At 60.1% G+C, this 17458-nt stretch carries 14 protein-coding genes; 4 read left to right on the plus strand and 10 right to left on the minus strand.

All coding sequences use genetic code 11. The annotated features are described in order from the left end of the window. The first annotated feature begins 167 nt into the window (after positions 1-167). The gene (locus AADA15_RS15740) at positions 168-1148 is read left to right on the plus strand and encodes a GAF domain-containing protein (protein WP_341642507.1); all 981 of its coding nucleotides are present in this window, start codon (positions 168-170) and stop codon (positions 1146-1148) included. A gap of 108 nt (positions 1149-1256) precedes the next feature. Beyond that, positions 1257-2777: an acetaldehyde dehydrogenase ExaC gene (gene exaC / locus AADA15_RS15745; protein ID WP_341642525.1), complete on the plus strand. Its 1521-nt coding sequence runs from the start codon at positions 1257-1259 to the stop codon at positions 2775-2777. Positions 2778-2828: 51 nt separating this feature from the next. Here exaC and AADA15_RS15750 read toward each other — a convergent pair whose 3' ends face one another. The 3 genes from AADA15_RS15750 to AADA15_RS15760 all read right to left on the minus strand — a co-directional run bounded on the left by AADA15_RS15750 (position 2829) and on the right by AADA15_RS15760 (position 8770). After that, positions 2829-4259, minus strand: coding sequence for a Hint domain-containing protein (locus AADA15_RS15750; protein WP_341642508.1), 1431 nt, complete (start codon positions 4257-4259; stop codon positions 2829-2831). 236 nt (positions 4260-4495) lie between these two features. Then, positions 4496-7615 (minus strand): efflux RND transporter permease subunit, encoded by a 3120-nt coding sequence (locus AADA15_RS15755; RefSeq protein ID WP_341642509.1) that lies wholly within the window; start codon positions 7613-7615, stop codon positions 4496-4498. A 3-nt stretch (positions 7616-7618) separates the two neighbouring features. Beyond that, positions 7619-8770: an efflux RND transporter periplasmic adaptor subunit gene (locus AADA15_RS15760; protein ID WP_341642510.1), complete on the minus strand. Its 1152-nt coding sequence runs from the start codon at positions 8768-8770 to the stop codon at positions 7619-7621. Positions 8771-8841: 71 nt separating this feature from the next. Here AADA15_RS15760 and AADA15_RS15765 point away from each other — a divergent pair, with 71 nt between their 5' ends. Beyond that, the gene (locus tag AADA15_RS15765) at positions 8842-9504 is read left to right on the plus strand and encodes a TetR/AcrR family transcriptional regulator (protein WP_341642511.1); all 663 of its coding nucleotides are present in this window, start codon (positions 8842-8844) and stop codon (positions 9502-9504) included. A 1105-nt stretch (positions 9505-10609) separates the two neighbouring features. On the opposite strand, the gene AADA15_RS15770 is transcribed toward AADA15_RS15765, so the two are convergent. The 7 genes from AADA15_RS15770 to AADA15_RS15800 are packed head-to-tail and all read right to left on the minus strand — an operon-like array spanning position 10610 to position 15526. Next, entirely contained in the window at positions 10610-10942 is a 333-nt protein-coding gene (locus AADA15_RS15770) for a DUF8776 family protein (protein ID WP_341642512.1), read from the minus strand. Between the two features lie 2 nt (positions 10943-10944). Beyond that, the gene (locus tag AADA15_RS15775; protein WP_341642513.1) at positions 10945-11331 is read right to left on the minus strand and encodes a response regulator; all 387 of its coding nucleotides are present in this window, start codon (positions 11329-11331) and stop codon (positions 10945-10947) included. Between the two features lie 34 nt (positions 11332-11365). Beyond that, positions 11366-12232, minus strand: a complete 867-nt coding sequence (locus tag AADA15_RS15780; protein WP_341642514.1) for a CheR family methyltransferase — start codon at positions 12230-12232, stop codon at positions 11366-11368. Next, the gene (locus AADA15_RS15785) at positions 12229-12717 is read right to left on the minus strand and encodes a chemotaxis protein CheW (protein ID WP_274848828.1); all 489 of its coding nucleotides are present in this window, start codon (positions 12715-12717) and stop codon (positions 12229-12231) included. Before AADA15_RS15785 ends, AADA15_RS15780 begins: the two co-directional genes overlap by 4 nt. After that, a complete protein-coding gene (locus AADA15_RS15790) occupies positions 12701-14866 on the minus strand; it encodes a chemotaxis protein CheA (RefSeq protein ID WP_341642515.1) in 2166 nt (721 codons plus the stop codon). The genes AADA15_RS15785 and AADA15_RS15790 overlap by 17 nt, the downstream gene beginning before the upstream one ends. A gap of 1 nt (position 14867) precedes the next feature. Next, positions 14868-15242, minus strand: coding sequence for a response regulator (locus AADA15_RS15795; RefSeq protein WP_341642516.1), 375 nt, complete (start codon positions 15240-15242; stop codon positions 14868-14870). Then, positions 15239-15526, minus strand: a complete 288-nt coding sequence (locus tag AADA15_RS15800) for an STAS domain-containing protein (protein WP_341642517.1) — start codon at positions 15524-15526, stop codon at positions 15239-15241. The genes AADA15_RS15795 and AADA15_RS15800 overlap by 4 nt, the downstream gene beginning before the upstream one ends. 420 nt (positions 15527-15946) lie before the next feature. Between AADA15_RS15800 and AADA15_RS15805 the strand changes: the two genes are divergently transcribed. Next, the coding region (locus AADA15_RS15805; RefSeq protein ID WP_341642518.1) for a HAMP domain-containing protein at positions 15947-17458 on the plus strand (1512 nt) is incomplete at its 3' end.

Below are 17458 nucleotides of genomic sequence, written 5' to 3' on the forward strand. Positions count from 1 at the left end.
CAAAAATCAAAATCGTCCACCAGTCTGCAAAACGTTGGAGATTTTGCTAGGTGCTGGAGGATCGGGAGTCAAGCGCTGCAGGTCGCCGCACTGCGGCGTAAATTCCGGTCAGCCTGTGGTTCCCTAGGGGTGCGAATTGCCCTAGCGTTTTGTGAAGGGAGGGCAGCATGGCCAAGACCGATCTGCACATTGCCCGCGTGGTAGAAACCGCAAGCGATCCAGGCGCTGCGGCGCGCTCGCGGCTGGCGGCCTCGTGGCGGCGCTCGCTGGATCATCATGGGCTGGATCCTGGCCAGCGCGGCGACGTGCAGCGCATCACGGACACCGAACTGGCGCACCGGCGGGAAAAGGCCGAAGCCATGCACCGGATTTCGATGCCCAAGCTCGACAGCCTCTACCAGCTTGTCGGCAGTTCAGGCTGCGGCGTGCTGCTGACCGATGCTGACGGGGTGGTGCTGGATCTGCGTGCCGCCGATGGGGATCGCGCCGTGTTCGAGACATGGGGGCTGACGCCGGGATCCGATTGGTCCGAAGCCTCGGAAGGCACCAATGGGATTGGCACGTGTATCGCCGAAAGCCGCCGGGTGATCATTCATCGCGACGAGCATTTCCACGCCCGCAACACCGGCATGAGCTGCATGGATGCGCCGATCTTTGGCCCCGAAGGAGAGTTGATCGGAGCGCTGGATGTCTCTTCGGCGCGGGCGGATCAGACCGAGGCCTTTAACCGGCTGATCGCGGCGCAGGTGGCCCAGACCGCGCGCCAAATCGAGGTCGACACCTTCCGCGCCGCCTTTCCCAAGGCCCGGATCATTGTGGCCGACAATGACGACAGCGACGCGGCCATGCTGCTGGCGGTCGACGGCGATGACCTGCTGTTGGGGGCAACACGCGGCGCCCGGCGGGCCTTTGGCCTCAGCGCCTCGGGGCCGATCCGGTCCACGCCTGCGTCTGACCTTTTTGGCCGCGAGGCGGGGCCGACCGGCTTTGAAAAGGCCGAGCGTGCGGCGGTGGTGCGGGCGCTGTCACGGGCGGATGGCAATGTCTCAGAGGCAGCCCGCGCCCTCGGGATTGGCCGCGCGACCCTCTATCGGCGCATGAAACGGCTGGGCATTGGTGAAAACGGCTCTGACCTGTCTCACTCCTGAGACAGTCTGGCGCGAATGCCTGTTTCCCCCCGGCTGACAGGGCGGGCCGTCTTGCAACAGGGTGCCTTCATCCCCGGCGGAGGACCGGGAGACATGGAGGAACATCAAATGAATGAAATGACCCAAGTTGCGGGCGGCTACACCTCGCCCTTCAAGATGCGCTATGACAACTTCATCGGCGGCACGTTCATGCCGCCTGCGAAGGGTCAGTATTTCGACAACATTACCCCGATCACCGGGGCCAAGGTCTGCGAAGTGGCCCGCTCGACCGCCGAGGATGTCGAACTGGCGCTGGACGCGGCCCATGCCGCAAAGGACGCCTGGGGCAAGACCTCGGCTGCGGAACGCTCCAACATCCTCTTGAAGATTGCGGACCGGATCGAGGAAAACCTCGAGATTATCGCCACCGCGGAAACCTGGGACAACGGCAAGCCCATCCGTGAGACGATGGCGGCCGACATCCCGCTGGCTGTGGACCACTTCCGCTATTTCGCGGGCGTTCTGCGCGGCCAGGAAGGCAGCATGTCCGAGATCGACCACGATACCGTGGCCTATCACTTCCACGAACCGCTGGGCGTGGTCGGGCAGATCATCCCCTGGAACTTTTCGGTTCTGATGGCGGCCTGGAAACTGGCGCCAGCGCTGGCGGCGGGCAACTGCATCGTGCTGAAACCGGCAGAGCAGACCCCTGCGGCCATCATGGTGCTGGTTGAGGCCATTGCCGACCTTTTGCCGCCGGGCGTTCTCAACATCGTCAACGGCATGGGCCCCGAAGTGGGCGGGCCGCTCGCGAAATCCTCGCGCATTGCCAAGATCGCCTTTACCGGATCGACCGAAACGGGCCGCATCATCATGAAGGCCGCAACCGAGAACCTGATCCCGGTGACGCTGGAACTTGGCGGCAAATCCCCCAACATCTTCTTTTCCGATGTCATGGCCGAGGATGATGCCTTTCTCGACAAGGCGGTCGAGGGCTTTGTGCTTTTTGCCTTCAACCAGGGCGAGGTCTGCACCTGCCCCAGCCGTGCGCTGATCCAGGAGGACATCTATGAAGAGTTCATTGCCCGCTGCATCGAGCGCGTGAAAGCCATCAAACGCGGCGACCCGCGTGATCCGGACACCATGGTGGGCGCGCAGGCTAGCCAGGAACAGCAGGACAAGATCCTGTCCTATCTGACCATCGGTGTGGAAGAGGGGGCCGAGGTGCTGGTCGGCGGCGATGCAGAACGGTTCAATGGAGATCTGGCGGGCGGCTTTTACATTCAGCCCACGATCCTGAAAGGCCACAACAAGATGCGCGTCTTCCAGGAAGAGATCTTTGGCCCCGTGGTTTCGGTCACCACCTTCAAGACCGAGGAAGAAGCGCTGCAGATCGCCAATGATACCATGTACGGCCTGGGTGCCGGTGTCTGGACCCGCGACGGCACTCGTGCCTATCGCTTTGGCCGCAATATCGAAGCCGGGCGCGTCTGGGTGAACAACTATCATGCCTATCCGGCCCATGCGGCCTTTGGCGGCTACAAGCAGTCCGGTATCGGGCGGGAAACCCACAAGATGATGCTGGATCACTACCAGCAGACCAAGAACATGCTGGTCAGCTATAACCCGAGCAAGCTTGGCTTCTTCTGAATGCTCTGAACAAAACAGCAGGCCGCCGACCGGATGCTCCGGCTGGCGGTCTCATCGCGTTTGGGACAAAAGCCGACTTTCGTGCGCCTTGATCTCAAGCCGCGCGGTTGGGCCGTAGTCTTCCATCTCAGCCATCAGTTCAAGAACTTCGGCGCGGGTTTGGGCGTCGAAAGAGTCCAGCGTCTCGGCGCCGGGATGATAGCTTTCGCTGGGAAAGCCATTGCAGGTGACGATTTCATGCTGGTCAAACAGAAGGTGCACATAGGTGATCACGCCGCCATGGGCATCGATGCGGATCGTCTGGTCGTTCAACAGGTGCTTGGCCTTTACCAGCACTTCGCGCTGACCACACAGAAGCTCTGCCATTTCGGACCTCAGCAGCACCCGGTGGTTTGGGGAGACGGAGATCGGTCCGTGCTCGCCGATCGCGTCAGCGGCAAAGGCCACGGGTGCGTTCTTTCCTTCGGCCCGGCGACGGCAACGCCCGATCCAGCGCAGCGGCTGGGGGCCGTGATCGCGCGTGATGACAAGATCTCCGATCTGCAGATCCTCCACTGCGACATCGCCTTTCAACGTCCGGATGCGCGCTCCGGCCACAAAGCAGGGCGGCACTTTGACCTTGGTCGAGACCTTGACCCAGCCGATGTCCGTCTGTCCCTCGCCATCGTCGAGCGTGTAGGAAAACGAGTTGGTTTCATCCAACGCGCTGTCATTGGTGATGGACAGCGTTCCATCGGCGTTCAGCGTCACCACCTCGCCACTGGGCAGGGTCACCGATCTGCCCGGCGCGATTGCCTGTCCATTGATCTGGGTAATCTTCAGGTCGGTGCCATCGCCATGCTGGTCGTTGTCCAGAATGTTCAGCTGTTCCGAGCCATCGCCAGATATCGTCAGGACGTCATCAACGGCATCCAGCACGTCCTTGAACGGGCCCGTCATCGTGTCGATGTCGGAATTCCAGTCCAGCCGCCCCAAAAGGCCGCCGCCCGGAAGACCCGAGAAATCGATGGTCAGCGTCGTGTAAAGATCACCAACCGGCGCGCTGCCGGACAGGTTCACAATCCCCGAGTAGGTTGCCGTGATTTCGCCTGCCGTGTCTTCGTAACCCGGTCCCAGTTTGAACGGAAAGCCGTTGAGCGATCCGGGTGTGGACGGATCACCGGGATCGTCCCCCATCGCTGTGGTGGTGTCAAAGACCGAGTTCGCAGGCGACAGATCGATGCTGAGCGAGGCGAGGGTCTTTGTGGTCGTCAGCTCGTGCCAGCTGTAGCCAAAGAACATGTTGATGTCCGTGCCGCTGGCTCCGCCGGTCGTGTAAGGGTCAAGCGCTTTCCAGGTCAGGGTCTCGCTCGTGCCGTCCGCATAGGTCGCCGTGATCTGAGCCCCCTCAAGGTCGACGCCACGCGACGATGTATCCGAGCGAACCCCATGGTCAGTTTCGCGTGGCGTGCCATCAACCCGGACTATATCAATGCTGGCCATGGGGCCTGAACCTTTTTTGCAATCGGAATGCGCGACGGTATCCTCCGCAACTGTCTTGCGGGTCGCTTCTGCGGGTCTAAGATCAGCGTTTCAGGCCGGTGACGCGGTCATCCTGTGACTCTCAGTGTTCCGTCGTAGGTGCGCAAAATGGCAAAAAAAGAGCCGCTTTGGGGCATTTCCGCACGGTTCCACTGCAACTGTGCGCATTGCCAGATACCCGTCCCGCAACATCAGGTTCAGTTTGCAGGGCAAATTGGCTTCCTGCCTGCGCGAAACAGCGTGATCACATCTTCGGTGATGGCAATCAGCACCGGCACGAGGATCAACATCAGCGCGGTGCCGAACAGCTCCCCAAAGGCCAGAGAAACCGCCGCAGGGATCAGGTACTGCGCCTGCTCGGAGGTTTCGGTGAGCAGGGGCAGAAGGCCGATCACCGTGGTGGCCGTGGTCAGGAAGATCGCCTGAAACCGCCCGACCCCCGCGTCATGCAGCGCCTCGGGCACGGTTTTCCCCTCTTCGCGGGCCTGGTTGTAGCGGGTGATCATCACCAGACTGTCGTTTACCACCACACCGGTAAGCGCCAGCATCCCAAAGAAGGAAAACAGCGATAGAGACACCCCCATGATGAGATGCCCCATCGCAGCGGCAATGAACCCAAAGGGCACGATTGCGAGGATCACCACCGGCTGCCAATAGCTTTTGAGGGGTACGGCCATCAGTACGTAGATCAGCACGGCCGCAAGGATCAGAGCCTGGATCATGCCGCCCTGTATCTCTCCCATTTCCTCCAGCTCTCCGGCTGCGACGACCTTGACGCTTGGATAGGTCCTGGCCAGTTGCGGCACCAGCCGTTCGAACACGGCCTGCCCGACTTCGGACGGGGCCACAACGCTGCGCTCGATCGAGGCCATGACGGTGTTCATCCGCTGCCCGTCCCGGCGATGCAGCGCGGCGGAGACATAGCTGCCTTCAACCTCTGCCACGGTGGCGAGCGGCACCCAGACTCCGGTGTCGCTGCGCAGGCGTGTCTGCATCAGATCGTGGATGGTATCGCGCGCATCGCGGGCATTCTGCACCACGACGCGCACCTCGGCGCCATCGCGGCGCACCCGCGTCACCTCGGCGCCGCCAAAGCCATTTCCGATCTGGCTTGCGAGGGTTTCGGCCGAAAAGCCAAGGTTGCGGGCATCGGGGCGCAGGCGCAGGCGCAGCTCGGGCTGTCCGCCCACCAGATCATCGCGAATATTGGTCACGCCATGGATATCGCCGAGGAAGGCGCGCATCTCCTTGCTGGCGGCGCGCAGCAACTCTTCATCCTTCGACATCAGGCGGATGCTGAAGCCCCCGGCCAGGTCCTCGGAGCCGGTGAACTCCAGCTCGCTCGCGCCTTCAACGGCCCCGACGCGCGCGCGCCACTGGCGCACCACATCAAGGATCGGCACATTCGGGCGCTCTGCCACGGGCAGCATCTCGGCATAGATCTGGGCGCTGCCCGCGCCGTTCACGATGGTGAAGAAGGTGCGGATCGGCAGCTCTTTCATGCCTGCTTCAGCCGCCAGTTCTTTGTTCAGGCGGCGGCCTTCGACCTCAATACGGTCGACGTTGTCGCGCGTCAGAGAGAAAGGGGCACGGGCGTCCATCTCAAGGTTCACGGTGATCACCTGGCCCGGAACATCCGGGAAGAACACGGTCTTGACCTTGCCCTTTTCCAAGAGGCCCAGACCCAGCACGCCAGCGGCAATGAAGAGGATCAGAACCGCGTAACGGTGGCGTACGGAAAACCCAAGGGCAGGCCGGTAGAGGTGGTCGCGTACCCACATCAGCCCGTCGCGCGCGCCGTCCTGCACCCGACCCCAAAGGCGGGCGGGCAGGCTGTGGCGCGGCTCGTCCAGTGGTACACGGGCTAGGTGCGCGGGCAGGATGAACTTGCTTTCAAAAAGCGAGAACAGCAGCGCCAGAATGACAATGCCTGCAAATCCTGCCAGTGCCTTGCCCAGCGGATTGTCGATCAGCAGCATCGGATAAAAGGCGGCCACGGTTGTCAGCACCCCAAAGACGGTTGCGGTGGCGACGCGTTTGACGCCGGCCTCGGTCTGTTTGATCGAATCGCCGCCTTTGCGGCGCTCCTCATAGACGCTTTCGCCGACGACAACCGCGTCATCGACCAGGATCCCGAGGGCAATGATCAGGCCAAACGTGGTGACGTCGTTCAGGGAGTAATCAACCCATTTCGACCCGGCGACGGCCAGTGCCCCCATGACCGAAATCGGAATGCCCATGGCCACCCAGAAGGCGAGGCGCAGGTTCAGAAAGATCGCGAGGAGCAGCGTGACCAGCAACAGACCCTGCACGCCGTTCGACTGCAGCAGCGCAAGGCGGTCGGCGATATAGCCTGCGCTGTCGCCCCAGACTTCGGCTTTGACCGAGGGGGGCAACTGGCGCTCGAAATCACTCACCACGCGGCGCACCACACGGCTGATATCCAGCAGGTTTTCCTTTTGCCCCACCAGCACTTCCATACCGATGGTTGGGTTGCCGTTCAGGCGAAAGAGGAACTCGCCTTCTTCAAAGCCGTCTTCGATCCGTGCGATATCGGACAGCGGAACAAAAGAGCCATCGGGGCGTTCGATGATCGGCAGGGCGCCGTATTCCGGCGTATAGCGGGCGCGATCATCGGCGCGCAGGTAGATGGTGCCGCCTGTGGTGCGAAGTTCACCGGCCTGAAAATTGAGAGAGTTGGCCTGGATCGCAGCGCTCACATCCGCGACCGTCAGCCCGTATTGACGCAGGATTTCGGGCTCGACCTCGATCCGCAACTCACGCGGGATCAAGCCCCATATCTTGAGCCGGGACAGTTCGGGTTCTGCCAGAAGGGTCTCCTTCAGCTGCTGTGCCAGGGTTTGCAGGGTTGCGGGGTCGGCCGGGCCGTGCAGGTTGACATACAGCGCCGGGAAGTCATAGCCCGAGGCTTCGATCACCGGTCTGCGCGCCTTGTCCGGAAGGTCGGTCAGCCCGTCGATGCGGATGCGGACTCGGTCCAGTACGTCCTGAAGCCGCGCACCACCGGCCCGTCGCACCGAAACCGAGGCGTAGCCATTGCCCGACATCGAGGTGATAGAGCGCACGCCTTCAACGCCTTCCAGAGCCTGTTCGACTTTTTGCGTGACCAGATCGTCTACCTGCTGGGCAGTTGCACCGGGGTAGTGGATTGTGATGTCCACGCTTTCGGGCGGAATGCGGGGGAAGCCTTCGATGCGTATGGAAAAGAGGGTCTGCACGCCCAGGAACAGGATGAGCAGCATCATCAGGTTGGCAGCGACGGGGTTGCGGATGAACCAGACGGTCAGCGCATGCATGGATCAGCCCTCTACCCGTTGCGGAGACACCCGCTGCCCCGGCAGGAAAGAGGCCAGCGGCGTTCGCACCACCCGCCAGTGGGCGGGCAGGTCTCGCGGGGCATCGATGGTGATCCTGCCTTCGCTGCGAAACAGGATCTCGGGGCTGAGACGAACCAGAAGATCGTTCTTATCCACGAGCCAGACGTATCCGGCGCGGGTCAGCGCGGTTTCTGGCAGGGTCAGGGCGTTCGCGATCCGGCGCCCGTAAAAGACCACGCGCAGGAAATCTCCGGCCAGTACCCCTTCAGCCGGATCCGAGACCGCAAGAAAGACTCGCATCTGCCGGGTTTGCGGATCGAGGAAACCGCCCCCCTGTCGGATATGCGCCGTGCCGAGCGACCGCCCATCCCGGTGAAACAGCCGCGCCTTGCCCCCGGCGATGGGGTGATCCAGCAGGGCCCAGTCGGACTGGCTCAGCTCTACCGTCAGCTCGAAGTGACTGTCATCAGACAGCGTCACCAGAGCCTCCCCGGCGCTGACGGTCTGGCCGAGACTGGCGAGCCGGGCGGTAACGAACCCCGAGAAGGGCGCCGTGACGACGGTATCGGCCAACTGCTGACGGGCAGCGGCCAGTTGCGCCTGCGCCGACGTGAGCGATTTTTCTGCGATCCGCAGGTCCGGCAGGTGCAGGGCAAGATCGTTGGGCGGCTCGGTGCCGTCACGGGCGAACTGCCGCCGTGCGACGGTCACGGTGTTCTGCGCGCGAAGGCGGGCCAGTTTCGCCTTTTCCACGGACATCTCGGCTGCGGTCACGGCAGTTTCATAAGGAGTGCGTTCCACCTCGAAAAGTGGCGTTCCGGTGGCCACGCGCGTACCGGCCAACGCGGCGTCATGCACGGTGCGGATACGGCCCGAGACCGCCGCGCGGATCTCGGCGCTCCAGCGGGGGCGCAGTTCGGAAAAGGCTGAAACCTGTGCCGTGACCTCCGTTTTGGTAAGGTGCAGGACCGAAACAATCGGCACATCCGGGGCGGCAGTCTTGTGTGAGACATCCGCTGAATCTTCGGTCTCCGCCAGCAGGAGCACCACCACCGCCAGCACCACAAGGGCCAGCGCCATGAATAACCAGCGCCTTGGGGGCGTGGTGCGGATCTCGGTCTCCGTGTTGAGCACGTTTTGTCCTTCCGTCGGCGGAACTTCGAATCGAAAAGCCAGTTGCGGCCATTGGGTGAAAGGCATATACAATGAACGAACGTTCGTTCAATGCCTGGAGTGAAATGAAAATAACCCCTGCATCCGCGCCATTGCCGGATAAAACTCGTAATGCTGCCCTGACTGCGCGGCGGCAGATGATCCTGGAGGCTGCGGTGATGTGCTTTCTGGAGAACGGCTTTCACCAGACCGGCGTGCGTGACATCGCGGCGCGTGCAGGGGTGAGCCTTGGCAATCTCTATAACCACTTTCCGGGCAAACACGATGTGCTGCTGGAAATCGCGCGGCTGGAGCGGATGGAGCTTGATCCCTTCATTGCCCAGCTCGAAAAGGAGGGTCCGGCGCCGAAGAGGTTCAAAAAGTTCGTTGAGGCCTACGCAAAGTACCTCGCGGCCCCCGAAAACGTAATCCTGACCATCGAGATCACCAGCGAGGCCATCCGCAAGGACGACCTTGGAGAGCTGTTCCGGCAAAACCGTGAGGCGCTGGTTTCAGCCTTGAAGGGCCTGTTGGATCGCGGGGTGGAAAACAGGGATTTCACCTTGCCGACGACCTCTGAGGAGGCGGCGCATATGGTGTTGGAACTGATTGAGGGCCGCGCCTATCACAGCGTCCTGGGGGAGGCGAAGATGGGAAAACTTCTCCCCGGCCTCCAATCCTTCCTGAACGCAGCGATCGGGACAAGGACGCGCTAGACGCCGTTTCGGTGAAGCCTCCGGGATCTGATCGTCGGCCTTCGCTTCCATGTACGCTCAGGTCCGGGCCATTCCGGCGGATCTCTCCCCGGTGTTCGGGGCAAATCTGGCAGATAGACATGGTGAACGCTGAGAAAAGTGGAACGCCTTTGCCATGGCTGCCGGTGGAACAGGGTTCGACGTAACGGGAAATCAAGAGCATCAAGGCCTGCGGAGATTTGATCGCACCGGACGACAGGATGACGTACTTGCGCGCTTTGATGGTCAGGGGGCATCTGGACAGGTCACCCCGGTGACCTTTCGGCCATCGCGTTCCACTCGCTACACAAGGGCGCGGAGTATGACTTGCAGGTTGGGTCGTCCCTTGGCCGGATTGAGAACGACCACGGCGGCGCTGCAGCGACGCCCGTTGCGCGTGGAGAGCAGGAAATGGCCAACACCCCCTTGCCCGGCGCCGTTGCAGCTGGATTGAACCGATAGTCTGCCTATACTGGGGCTGCGATCCTGGCACCGCAGATCGGGTGCTGCATCTGCATGTTGGAAGCCGCCAGAGGTTCGCCGACCCAGCGATGGGGCTCCAATGGAACTTGAGCCGGGTATCGCGGTAAAATTCGTTCTGCGCTGCAGGTGCTTACGGCGTCAGTTCAACACTTTTGGTTGCGCAAGTGCTTCATGAACAACGCAATGCCAAGCCTGCGAAACGCACGTTGAAGTCTGGTGGGGCGGGGGTCAACGTGCGCAACCTTCTGATCGAGCGCGCGGGCGTCTTGGAGTTTGTCCGCGATCTTGACGACCGGGCCTTTGGACCGGGACCGCGTTTGCGCAGGATGGGGCTTGGGTGATCAAGCGGTTTTTCAACACCAACCTCGCCATGGGGGTTGCCACATCGACAAGCTGGACAACTCTGCCAAGGTGAGCGGCGGGACCCGGATTTGATGATGGTAAACCGCCCCGGCCCCGATTGCGTAGTTGTGAGGAGCAAGGCATTCAAGCGGGGCTTGTGTGGATCGACAAAGGCGGCGTCCAAAACATCTGCGGGCCAGACAGAGACGCGGTCCATTCAGGAGCTGACATCGAAACGCCGCCCTCAAGGGCGGCGCAATGTTCAGGCATTCTGTTTTTGCAAGCCCTCGGGGGCCAATAACCGCTCGCGTAGCTTTTCCAACGTCACGCCCTTTGCTGCGGCAGGGAGATCCGCCGGCCCGGATGCATTGATCTGATCCTGAACCCGGTCATAGAAACCCGACAAACCTGAGAGTGTCTGGATTACCAGATCAAAATCCTGCAGTGCTTTTAGCTCTTGGCTGGTCGGGCGCGTTCCGCGCTCCAACACCGTCAACGCAACGTCTTCTAACTCTTGAATCTTGGCTTTCAGCTGCTGCATTTCCCATGAGGAAATGGCGCAGAGATCTCTCAGGGCTTTGTCGGGATGCTCCATGGTTACAGGCGCCCAACCACTTGTTCGATGGCCTGCTTCATTGTCGCAACCGTGAAGGGTTTACGTACGATGTTGTTCAGACCCAACTTTTTGCCAACCTGAATGATTTCAGGTGTGGGTTTGCCTGTCACCAGGATGAATCCGACGCGCTGGGTGACCTGATGGCCGCGCACAGCTTGCAGAAGGCCGAGGCCGTCCATGCCAGGCATGTTGTAATCCGACAGCACGAGGTGCACCGGCGTTTTCGTCATTTTTTGGAACGCGGACTGGCCGTTGTTTTCCACCATGTAGTTCTTGATGCCCAGCTCATCCAAGGACTGCGTCAAGATCCCCCGGCTTGTCGACATGTCGTCCACAACCATTACGCGCAGATTGTCTTTCAAGCTCATGTTTTTTCCTCGTGTTTCTCTTTACTGCTCAGACTTATCGGGCATCCCCACCCGATGGAGTATGAATGTATGTAGTGATCCCTGCCGTTTTCATGTGTTGCGCGGCAGGTCCGGACATCCGTTCGGAATGTCCGATGAACAGGTAACCCCCTGGCACCAGCGACCTTTGAAACGCCTGCCAGACTTTTTGCTGGGTCGGTGTATCAAAGTAGATGGCCACGTTTCGACAGAAGATCGCATCGAATTTTCCCTTAAATGGAAAGGGCTCGATGAGGTTCAGAACGCCCAGCGTGACCATGGAACGGATGCTTTCAGGCAGTCGGCCATCCGCGTCCAGCTTGGGCACATACTTGCGGTATTCCGCAGAAATCTGCGCCAGTTCGTCAGCGGGGTATTTCGCAGCCGTAGCCGTTTTCACCACGACCGGATCGATATCGGTGCCCAGGATCTTGAAGTTCAGACGGTTCACGTCCGGGCACATGTCGTGGATGATCATAGCCAGAGTGTAAGGTTCCTGACCATTGGAGCATCCTGCCGACCAGATACGGACCCGTCCGCCCTCCCGCGCCTTCTTGATCAGTTCAGGAAGAACATCCTTGCGCATGGTCTCAAAATGATGCGGCTCTCGGAAGAACTGCGTCACATTGGTGGTCAGCAACGACAGCAGGTTGCTGCGTTCTGCATCTGAATTCGGCCCGTTGAGACGGGCAAGATAGTCCTTGAAATTGACGACGTTCTGCTGGCGCAGACGCCGCGCCAAGCGTGCAGAAACCAGAGGTTTCTTGCTGCTCGACATAGACAGCCCGAAATGCTTGTAGGCAAATTGGGCGATGGCTTCGAAATCCTGATCAGTCAGGGTGAAACCATCAGTCTTGGGATCTATGGGACTTCTTGCGTTCACATCATCACCTGTTCAGGCACGGAGATCACCGCATCCAGGTTGATGATCCGAACCATCGTTTCATCGTGCGAGATGATCCCCTGGATGTACTCCATCGTGTAGCGGCTATCGACCGGCGGGGTATCCTGGATGTCATCCGGGTTGATCGAGATGATTTCCGAGACGGACTCGGCCAAGAGACCAACCGGTTTGCCGCCAACAGCCACAACGATCACGACATTGCGCTCGCTGGCTTCGGTCTGGTGTAGGCCGAAGCGGGCCGACAGGTCATAGATCGGGATCACCGCACCGCGCAGGTTCATCACACCAAGCACGTCCGACGGGGCGTGCGGCAGGATCGTCACCGGCGACCAGCGACGGATTTCACGGATCTGCGTGATTTTGAGACAGAAAGCCTGCCCCGCCACAGTGAAGCTCACGAACTCACTGAACTGGGCGTGTTTGACTTCCTGATCGCCGTGCTTGACTTCAACTTGCGACTGCATTGTTCATTCTCCGCTCGGTGTCAAAGGCGGCTGCCGAAGGCGAGGCCGCGATAATGCTTTCCGGATCAAGGATCATGGCGATCTTGCCGTCTCCAAGAATTGTGGCGGCTGCCACACCGGCAATCTCTCCGCACACGCCATCCAGGCTCTTGATGACCACCTGGCGCTGGTCATGGATGTCATCCACCGCAAGCGCACTGCGCTGGCCGGTTTCAGTCTCGACCAGCAGATAAACGCCGGGCGGTTGGTCATCTCGTTTTTCCAGACCCAGCGCTCCGGCCACGTCGCAGACGGGCACGAAGTTCCCTCGGATCGACAACAGCGTGCCATCGGCACCCAGGTTGTTGATCATGTCATCGCTGCCGCGCATCGTTTCCACGATGGAGGTGATCGGAACCACCATGGTCTGATCCGCAACCGACACCACCATTCCGTCCATAACCGCGAGAGTCAGGGGCAGGATGATCGTAAATGTCGAACCCTTTCCGGGGGCGGACGAGATGTTGATGCGGCCACCGAGGCCGGTCACGGCGTTCTTGACCACGTCCATGCCCACGCCGCGCCCCGAGAGGTTCGACACCTCCTTGGCGGTCGAGAAACCGGGCAGGAACAACAGGTTGTCGATCTCGCTGTCGGTCAGTTCCGCGTTCTCTGAGATCAGACCCTTGTCGATCGCGATCTGCTTCACGCGTGGTCGGTTCACACCGGCACCGTCGTCCTTGATCTCGATACAGACACTGCCCGAACGATGCGAGGCCGTCAGTTTGATTTCGCCGACCCTGTTCTTGCCCGCGCTTTCCCGGTCACCGGGCTTTTCGATCCCGTGGTCCACCGCGTTACGCAAGATGTGTGTCAGCGGGTCCGACAGACGTTCGATGACCGTCTTGTCGACTTCGGTGTTTTCACCTTCGGTCACAAGCTTACAGGTCTTGCCCGTCGCACTTGAGGCTTCGCGGACAATCCGGGCCATACGCTGGAACAGAGGCTTCACCGGTTGCGCGCGAATCGACATGACGCCTTCCTGGATGTCGCGGGCCAGGTTCTTGAACCCTTCCAGCTCTGTCTCCACATCCCGCATGTCGGCGACATCAAGGTTGGCAATCTGCTGCGCCAGCATCGAGTGGTTGATGATCAGCTCTCCAACCGCGTTGATGAGCCGGTCCACCCGTTCAAGCTCTACGCGCAGGGTCGGTTTCGGCCCCCCGCGCTGCTCCGCCTTTGCGTTGTCTGCCTTCGGAGCGGGAGCCTTGTCAGCAGAAGAGACCGCAGCGGGTGCAGGGCCTGCTTCTGGCGTAGGATCGGGGGCCGGCTGTTCAAAAGGGGCGGGAGCGTTCTCCCCGTCCTCTGCGGACGGAGCAACACCAAATGCAGCATCCAGGGCGGCCAAGGCCGCAGCATCCGCCTCGGCGTCGCCATCACCTTCGATCGACAGCTCGCACAGGCCTTCCACGAATTCGAATACGGACTCGATCTTGTCACGCGACTCCGAGGTCGTCAGGACCAGATCCCAAGCCAGGTAGCTCTCGGCGACATCGATCGCATCAAAGCCGGGCAGCTCGGTATCATCAAGCTTGATCTCAAGCTCGCCCAGTTCCTTGAGAGCCTGGAACAGGAAGAAGGGTTCGTTCCCGGTTCCATACATCTCTTTCATCGGATGGAAGCGGATCCGGTAGGCTTCTTCCTTCGGCGCGTCCGGAATGTCGATCGCTGCCGGGGCAAAGCCGCCCGGAGCGCCGAGACCCATCGGCTCAAAGGTGAGATCCTCTTCCTCTTCGGGAATGTATTCATCAAGCGCGGCGATCAGCATGTTGTGATGCGCTTCATCGGTCTCACCGCCGTCACGGGCGGTTGCAACCAGGTCGCACAGGTGATCGCTGGAGCGCAACAGGAGCTGGATCAGCTTGGGTTCAAGCTCCATCCGGTTGGCCCGCACTTCGTCGAATACGGTCTCAAATCTGTGGGCAAACGCCACCAACTCGTCCAAGCCAAATGCCCCGGCGCCACCCTTGATAGAGTGGACGGCGCGGAAGACGGCATTGACCACCTCCGGATCGTGATTGCCACCCTCGATGGCAGTCAGACCCTCGTCCGTTGCTTCAAGGAGTTCTTCACACTCCTCAAAGAAGGTATCTTGAATCGACCCGGACATCTTATGCCGCAGCTCCAGTGACGCGCTTGAGCGCGAAAATCAAAGAGGCGTCGTCAAAGGGTTTGGTGATCCAGCCGGTTGCTCCTGCGTTGCGGGCGCGCGCCTTCATGTCGGCAGCGCTTTCGGTGGTCAGGACCAGGATCGGCACCTTGGAATTGATGCCTTCGCCTCGCAATTCCTCGATCACGCCGAAACCGTCCAGGTTGGGCATGTTGATATCCGTGATCACCACATCAGGTGCAATTTCGGGATACATGTCGACACCTTCGCGGCCATCAACCGCACAGTGGTATTCAAAACCGGCCTCTTCCAGGGTGGCCGCAAGCAGATTCCGAATCGTGCGGGAATCGTCGATGGCAAGAACTTTGGTTTTCATGCTGTTTCCTCGTCTTCAAACCGGTTGGACTCTAAACCCAAAAGCGACAGAGACTTTCGGCACGATTCACTGATGTTAGTGACCGCAAAGCCCAGTTCTTCAGAGCGCCACTGCTGTTCTGCGCTGAGCAGAAGCTGTAGGCAGCGCGATGGCATGGCGGCGACCCCTTTGCAGTCGATTTCGACCGCTGAGGTGCGCGCGCCGCGCAGGAATGCAATCAGCGGATCAAGATCCGAGAATGCATTCGGCAATTCCAAAAGGTGTTTTTGCGTTTCCGTGGTCATCTTCCGCGAGTCGCACCCCCGTTGTCGGTCACATGTTAGAGTTTGATGGGTTCATTCTTAGGGTTGGGGGCTTAATAATTGATTGCCGGAATATGGCGGGAGTGCCGTTTTGTATGGTGCTAAGCTGAGTCGGGGCCGCTCTTTTCCGGAAAATTTTAGGGGCCTCTTGGTGGCGATCTGCCGTCTGTGCTCCCGGCTTGGAGATTGGGTCACACAGTTAGAATCCCCTATCGCACACACGGGGGGGCGGCGGGCGTGGTGCCAAGCCCTGCGTTTGTGTCTGCGGGCAGGCTGCCTTCGTAAAATTTGAAACAGCAGGCAAAATTTAAGCGGCAAATTAACACCTGCTGAGCATTCACTAGGGGTAAGTGAGCCCCGAGTGGGCCTTTCAAGTTCCAAGACGAAAAGGCGCGTGGTACAGTGAAAATCGCTCAGAAACTCCCACTATTGGTTGTTGGATTTGTCGTGGTGCTGGCAGCAGTTATCGTGACAATCAGTACCGTTACGTCCCATAGAAGCGCCAAGCATCAGGCCGAAGAGCACTTCGAATCGCTTGTTGCTGGCCGCAAGATGGCCGTCGAAGCTTTGATGAATGGCGTTGAGGCAGACCTTCTTACCCTTGCGGCAATGCCGTCGACCGAAACCGCGTTGCAGCGTCTTTCGGGGGCTTGGACGAATCTTGGCGACGAGGCCGCCGATACCGTGCGGAAAGCCTATATCGACGACAACCCGAATGCGCTGGGCGAACGTCATCTGCTGGATCGTGGCAAGGCGACGATCCCCTACAACATTCATCACGCCAAATTCCACCCGGCGTTCCGGACGTTGCTGACCTCCAAAGGGTACTATGATGCCTTCCTGGTAAACCTGTCGGGCAACATCATCTACACCGTCTATAAAGAAGACGACTACGGAACGAACCTGATTGACGGTTCTTACAAGGATTCGGGTATCGGCGACCTCTACCGCAGAGCGGTCGAAGCGGAGCCCGGGAAAGTGCTGTTTTCGGATTTTACGCCCTATGCCCCCAGCAACAATGCGCCGGCAGCCTTTGCCGCAACGCAGCTGGTGTCCAGTTCGGGGCAAATGGTCGGCATTCTCATCCTGCAGATTCCGGTCACTATGATCGATTCCTTCATCAATGACTCGCGCGGCATCGGAGACAGCGTTGATGCCTACCTCGTGGGTCCGGACAACCTCTTTCGGTCCGGCTCTCGCTATGAGGGGGGCCACCAGACCTTGGACGCGGCACCCGAACTTGAGCAGATCAGAGGTGCACTGAACGGAGAAAGCGCCTTTTACCCGGCCGTCATGGGGGTGAACGGGAACGAAGTGAGCGCGTTTTCAGAGCCCTTCTCCATGATGGGGGCGGATATGGGCATTGTCATTGAGCAAGATCGGGCCGAACTGATGGCACCGGTAAATTCTGCGATGGCCTTTATGATTGTTGTTTCCCTGGCGTGCGCGGGGGGGCTTTCTGTCCTGGGCTGGCTGTTTGCGCGCTCGATTACACGACCGCTTGAGCGCATCAGCAGTAACATGGAAGCTGTGTCGTCTGGCAATCTCAACACCGAAGTGGCGGAAGCCAAGCGCAGCGATGAGATCGGTCAGATCGGAAAGACCCTAGTATCGATGCAGGAAGATCTGCGTCATGCGCGCACCGCTCAGGAGGAGCGTGCCGAGCAGCAACGTCAGCAGGAAAAAGTTGTCGAGAAGCTCAGCACTGGCCTGCTGAGGCTCTCGCAGGGCGATTTCTCGGACACGATTACTGATCCGTTCTCTGAAGAGCATGAGCAGCTGCGCACCGATTTCAACCGGACCGTCGAAACCCTGAGTGCCACCATTTCTCAGGTCATCGAATCGGCGCAGAGCATCCGCAACGGCGCGGCCGAGATCAGCCAGTCTTCGGACGACCTGTCGCACCGCACCGAA

Origin of the sequence: Phycobacter sedimenti (genome assembly GCF_038148855.1) — a bacterium.
Taxonomy (GTDB): domain Bacteria; phylum Pseudomonadota; class Alphaproteobacteria; order Rhodobacterales; family Rhodobacteraceae; genus Phycobacter; species Phycobacter sedimenti.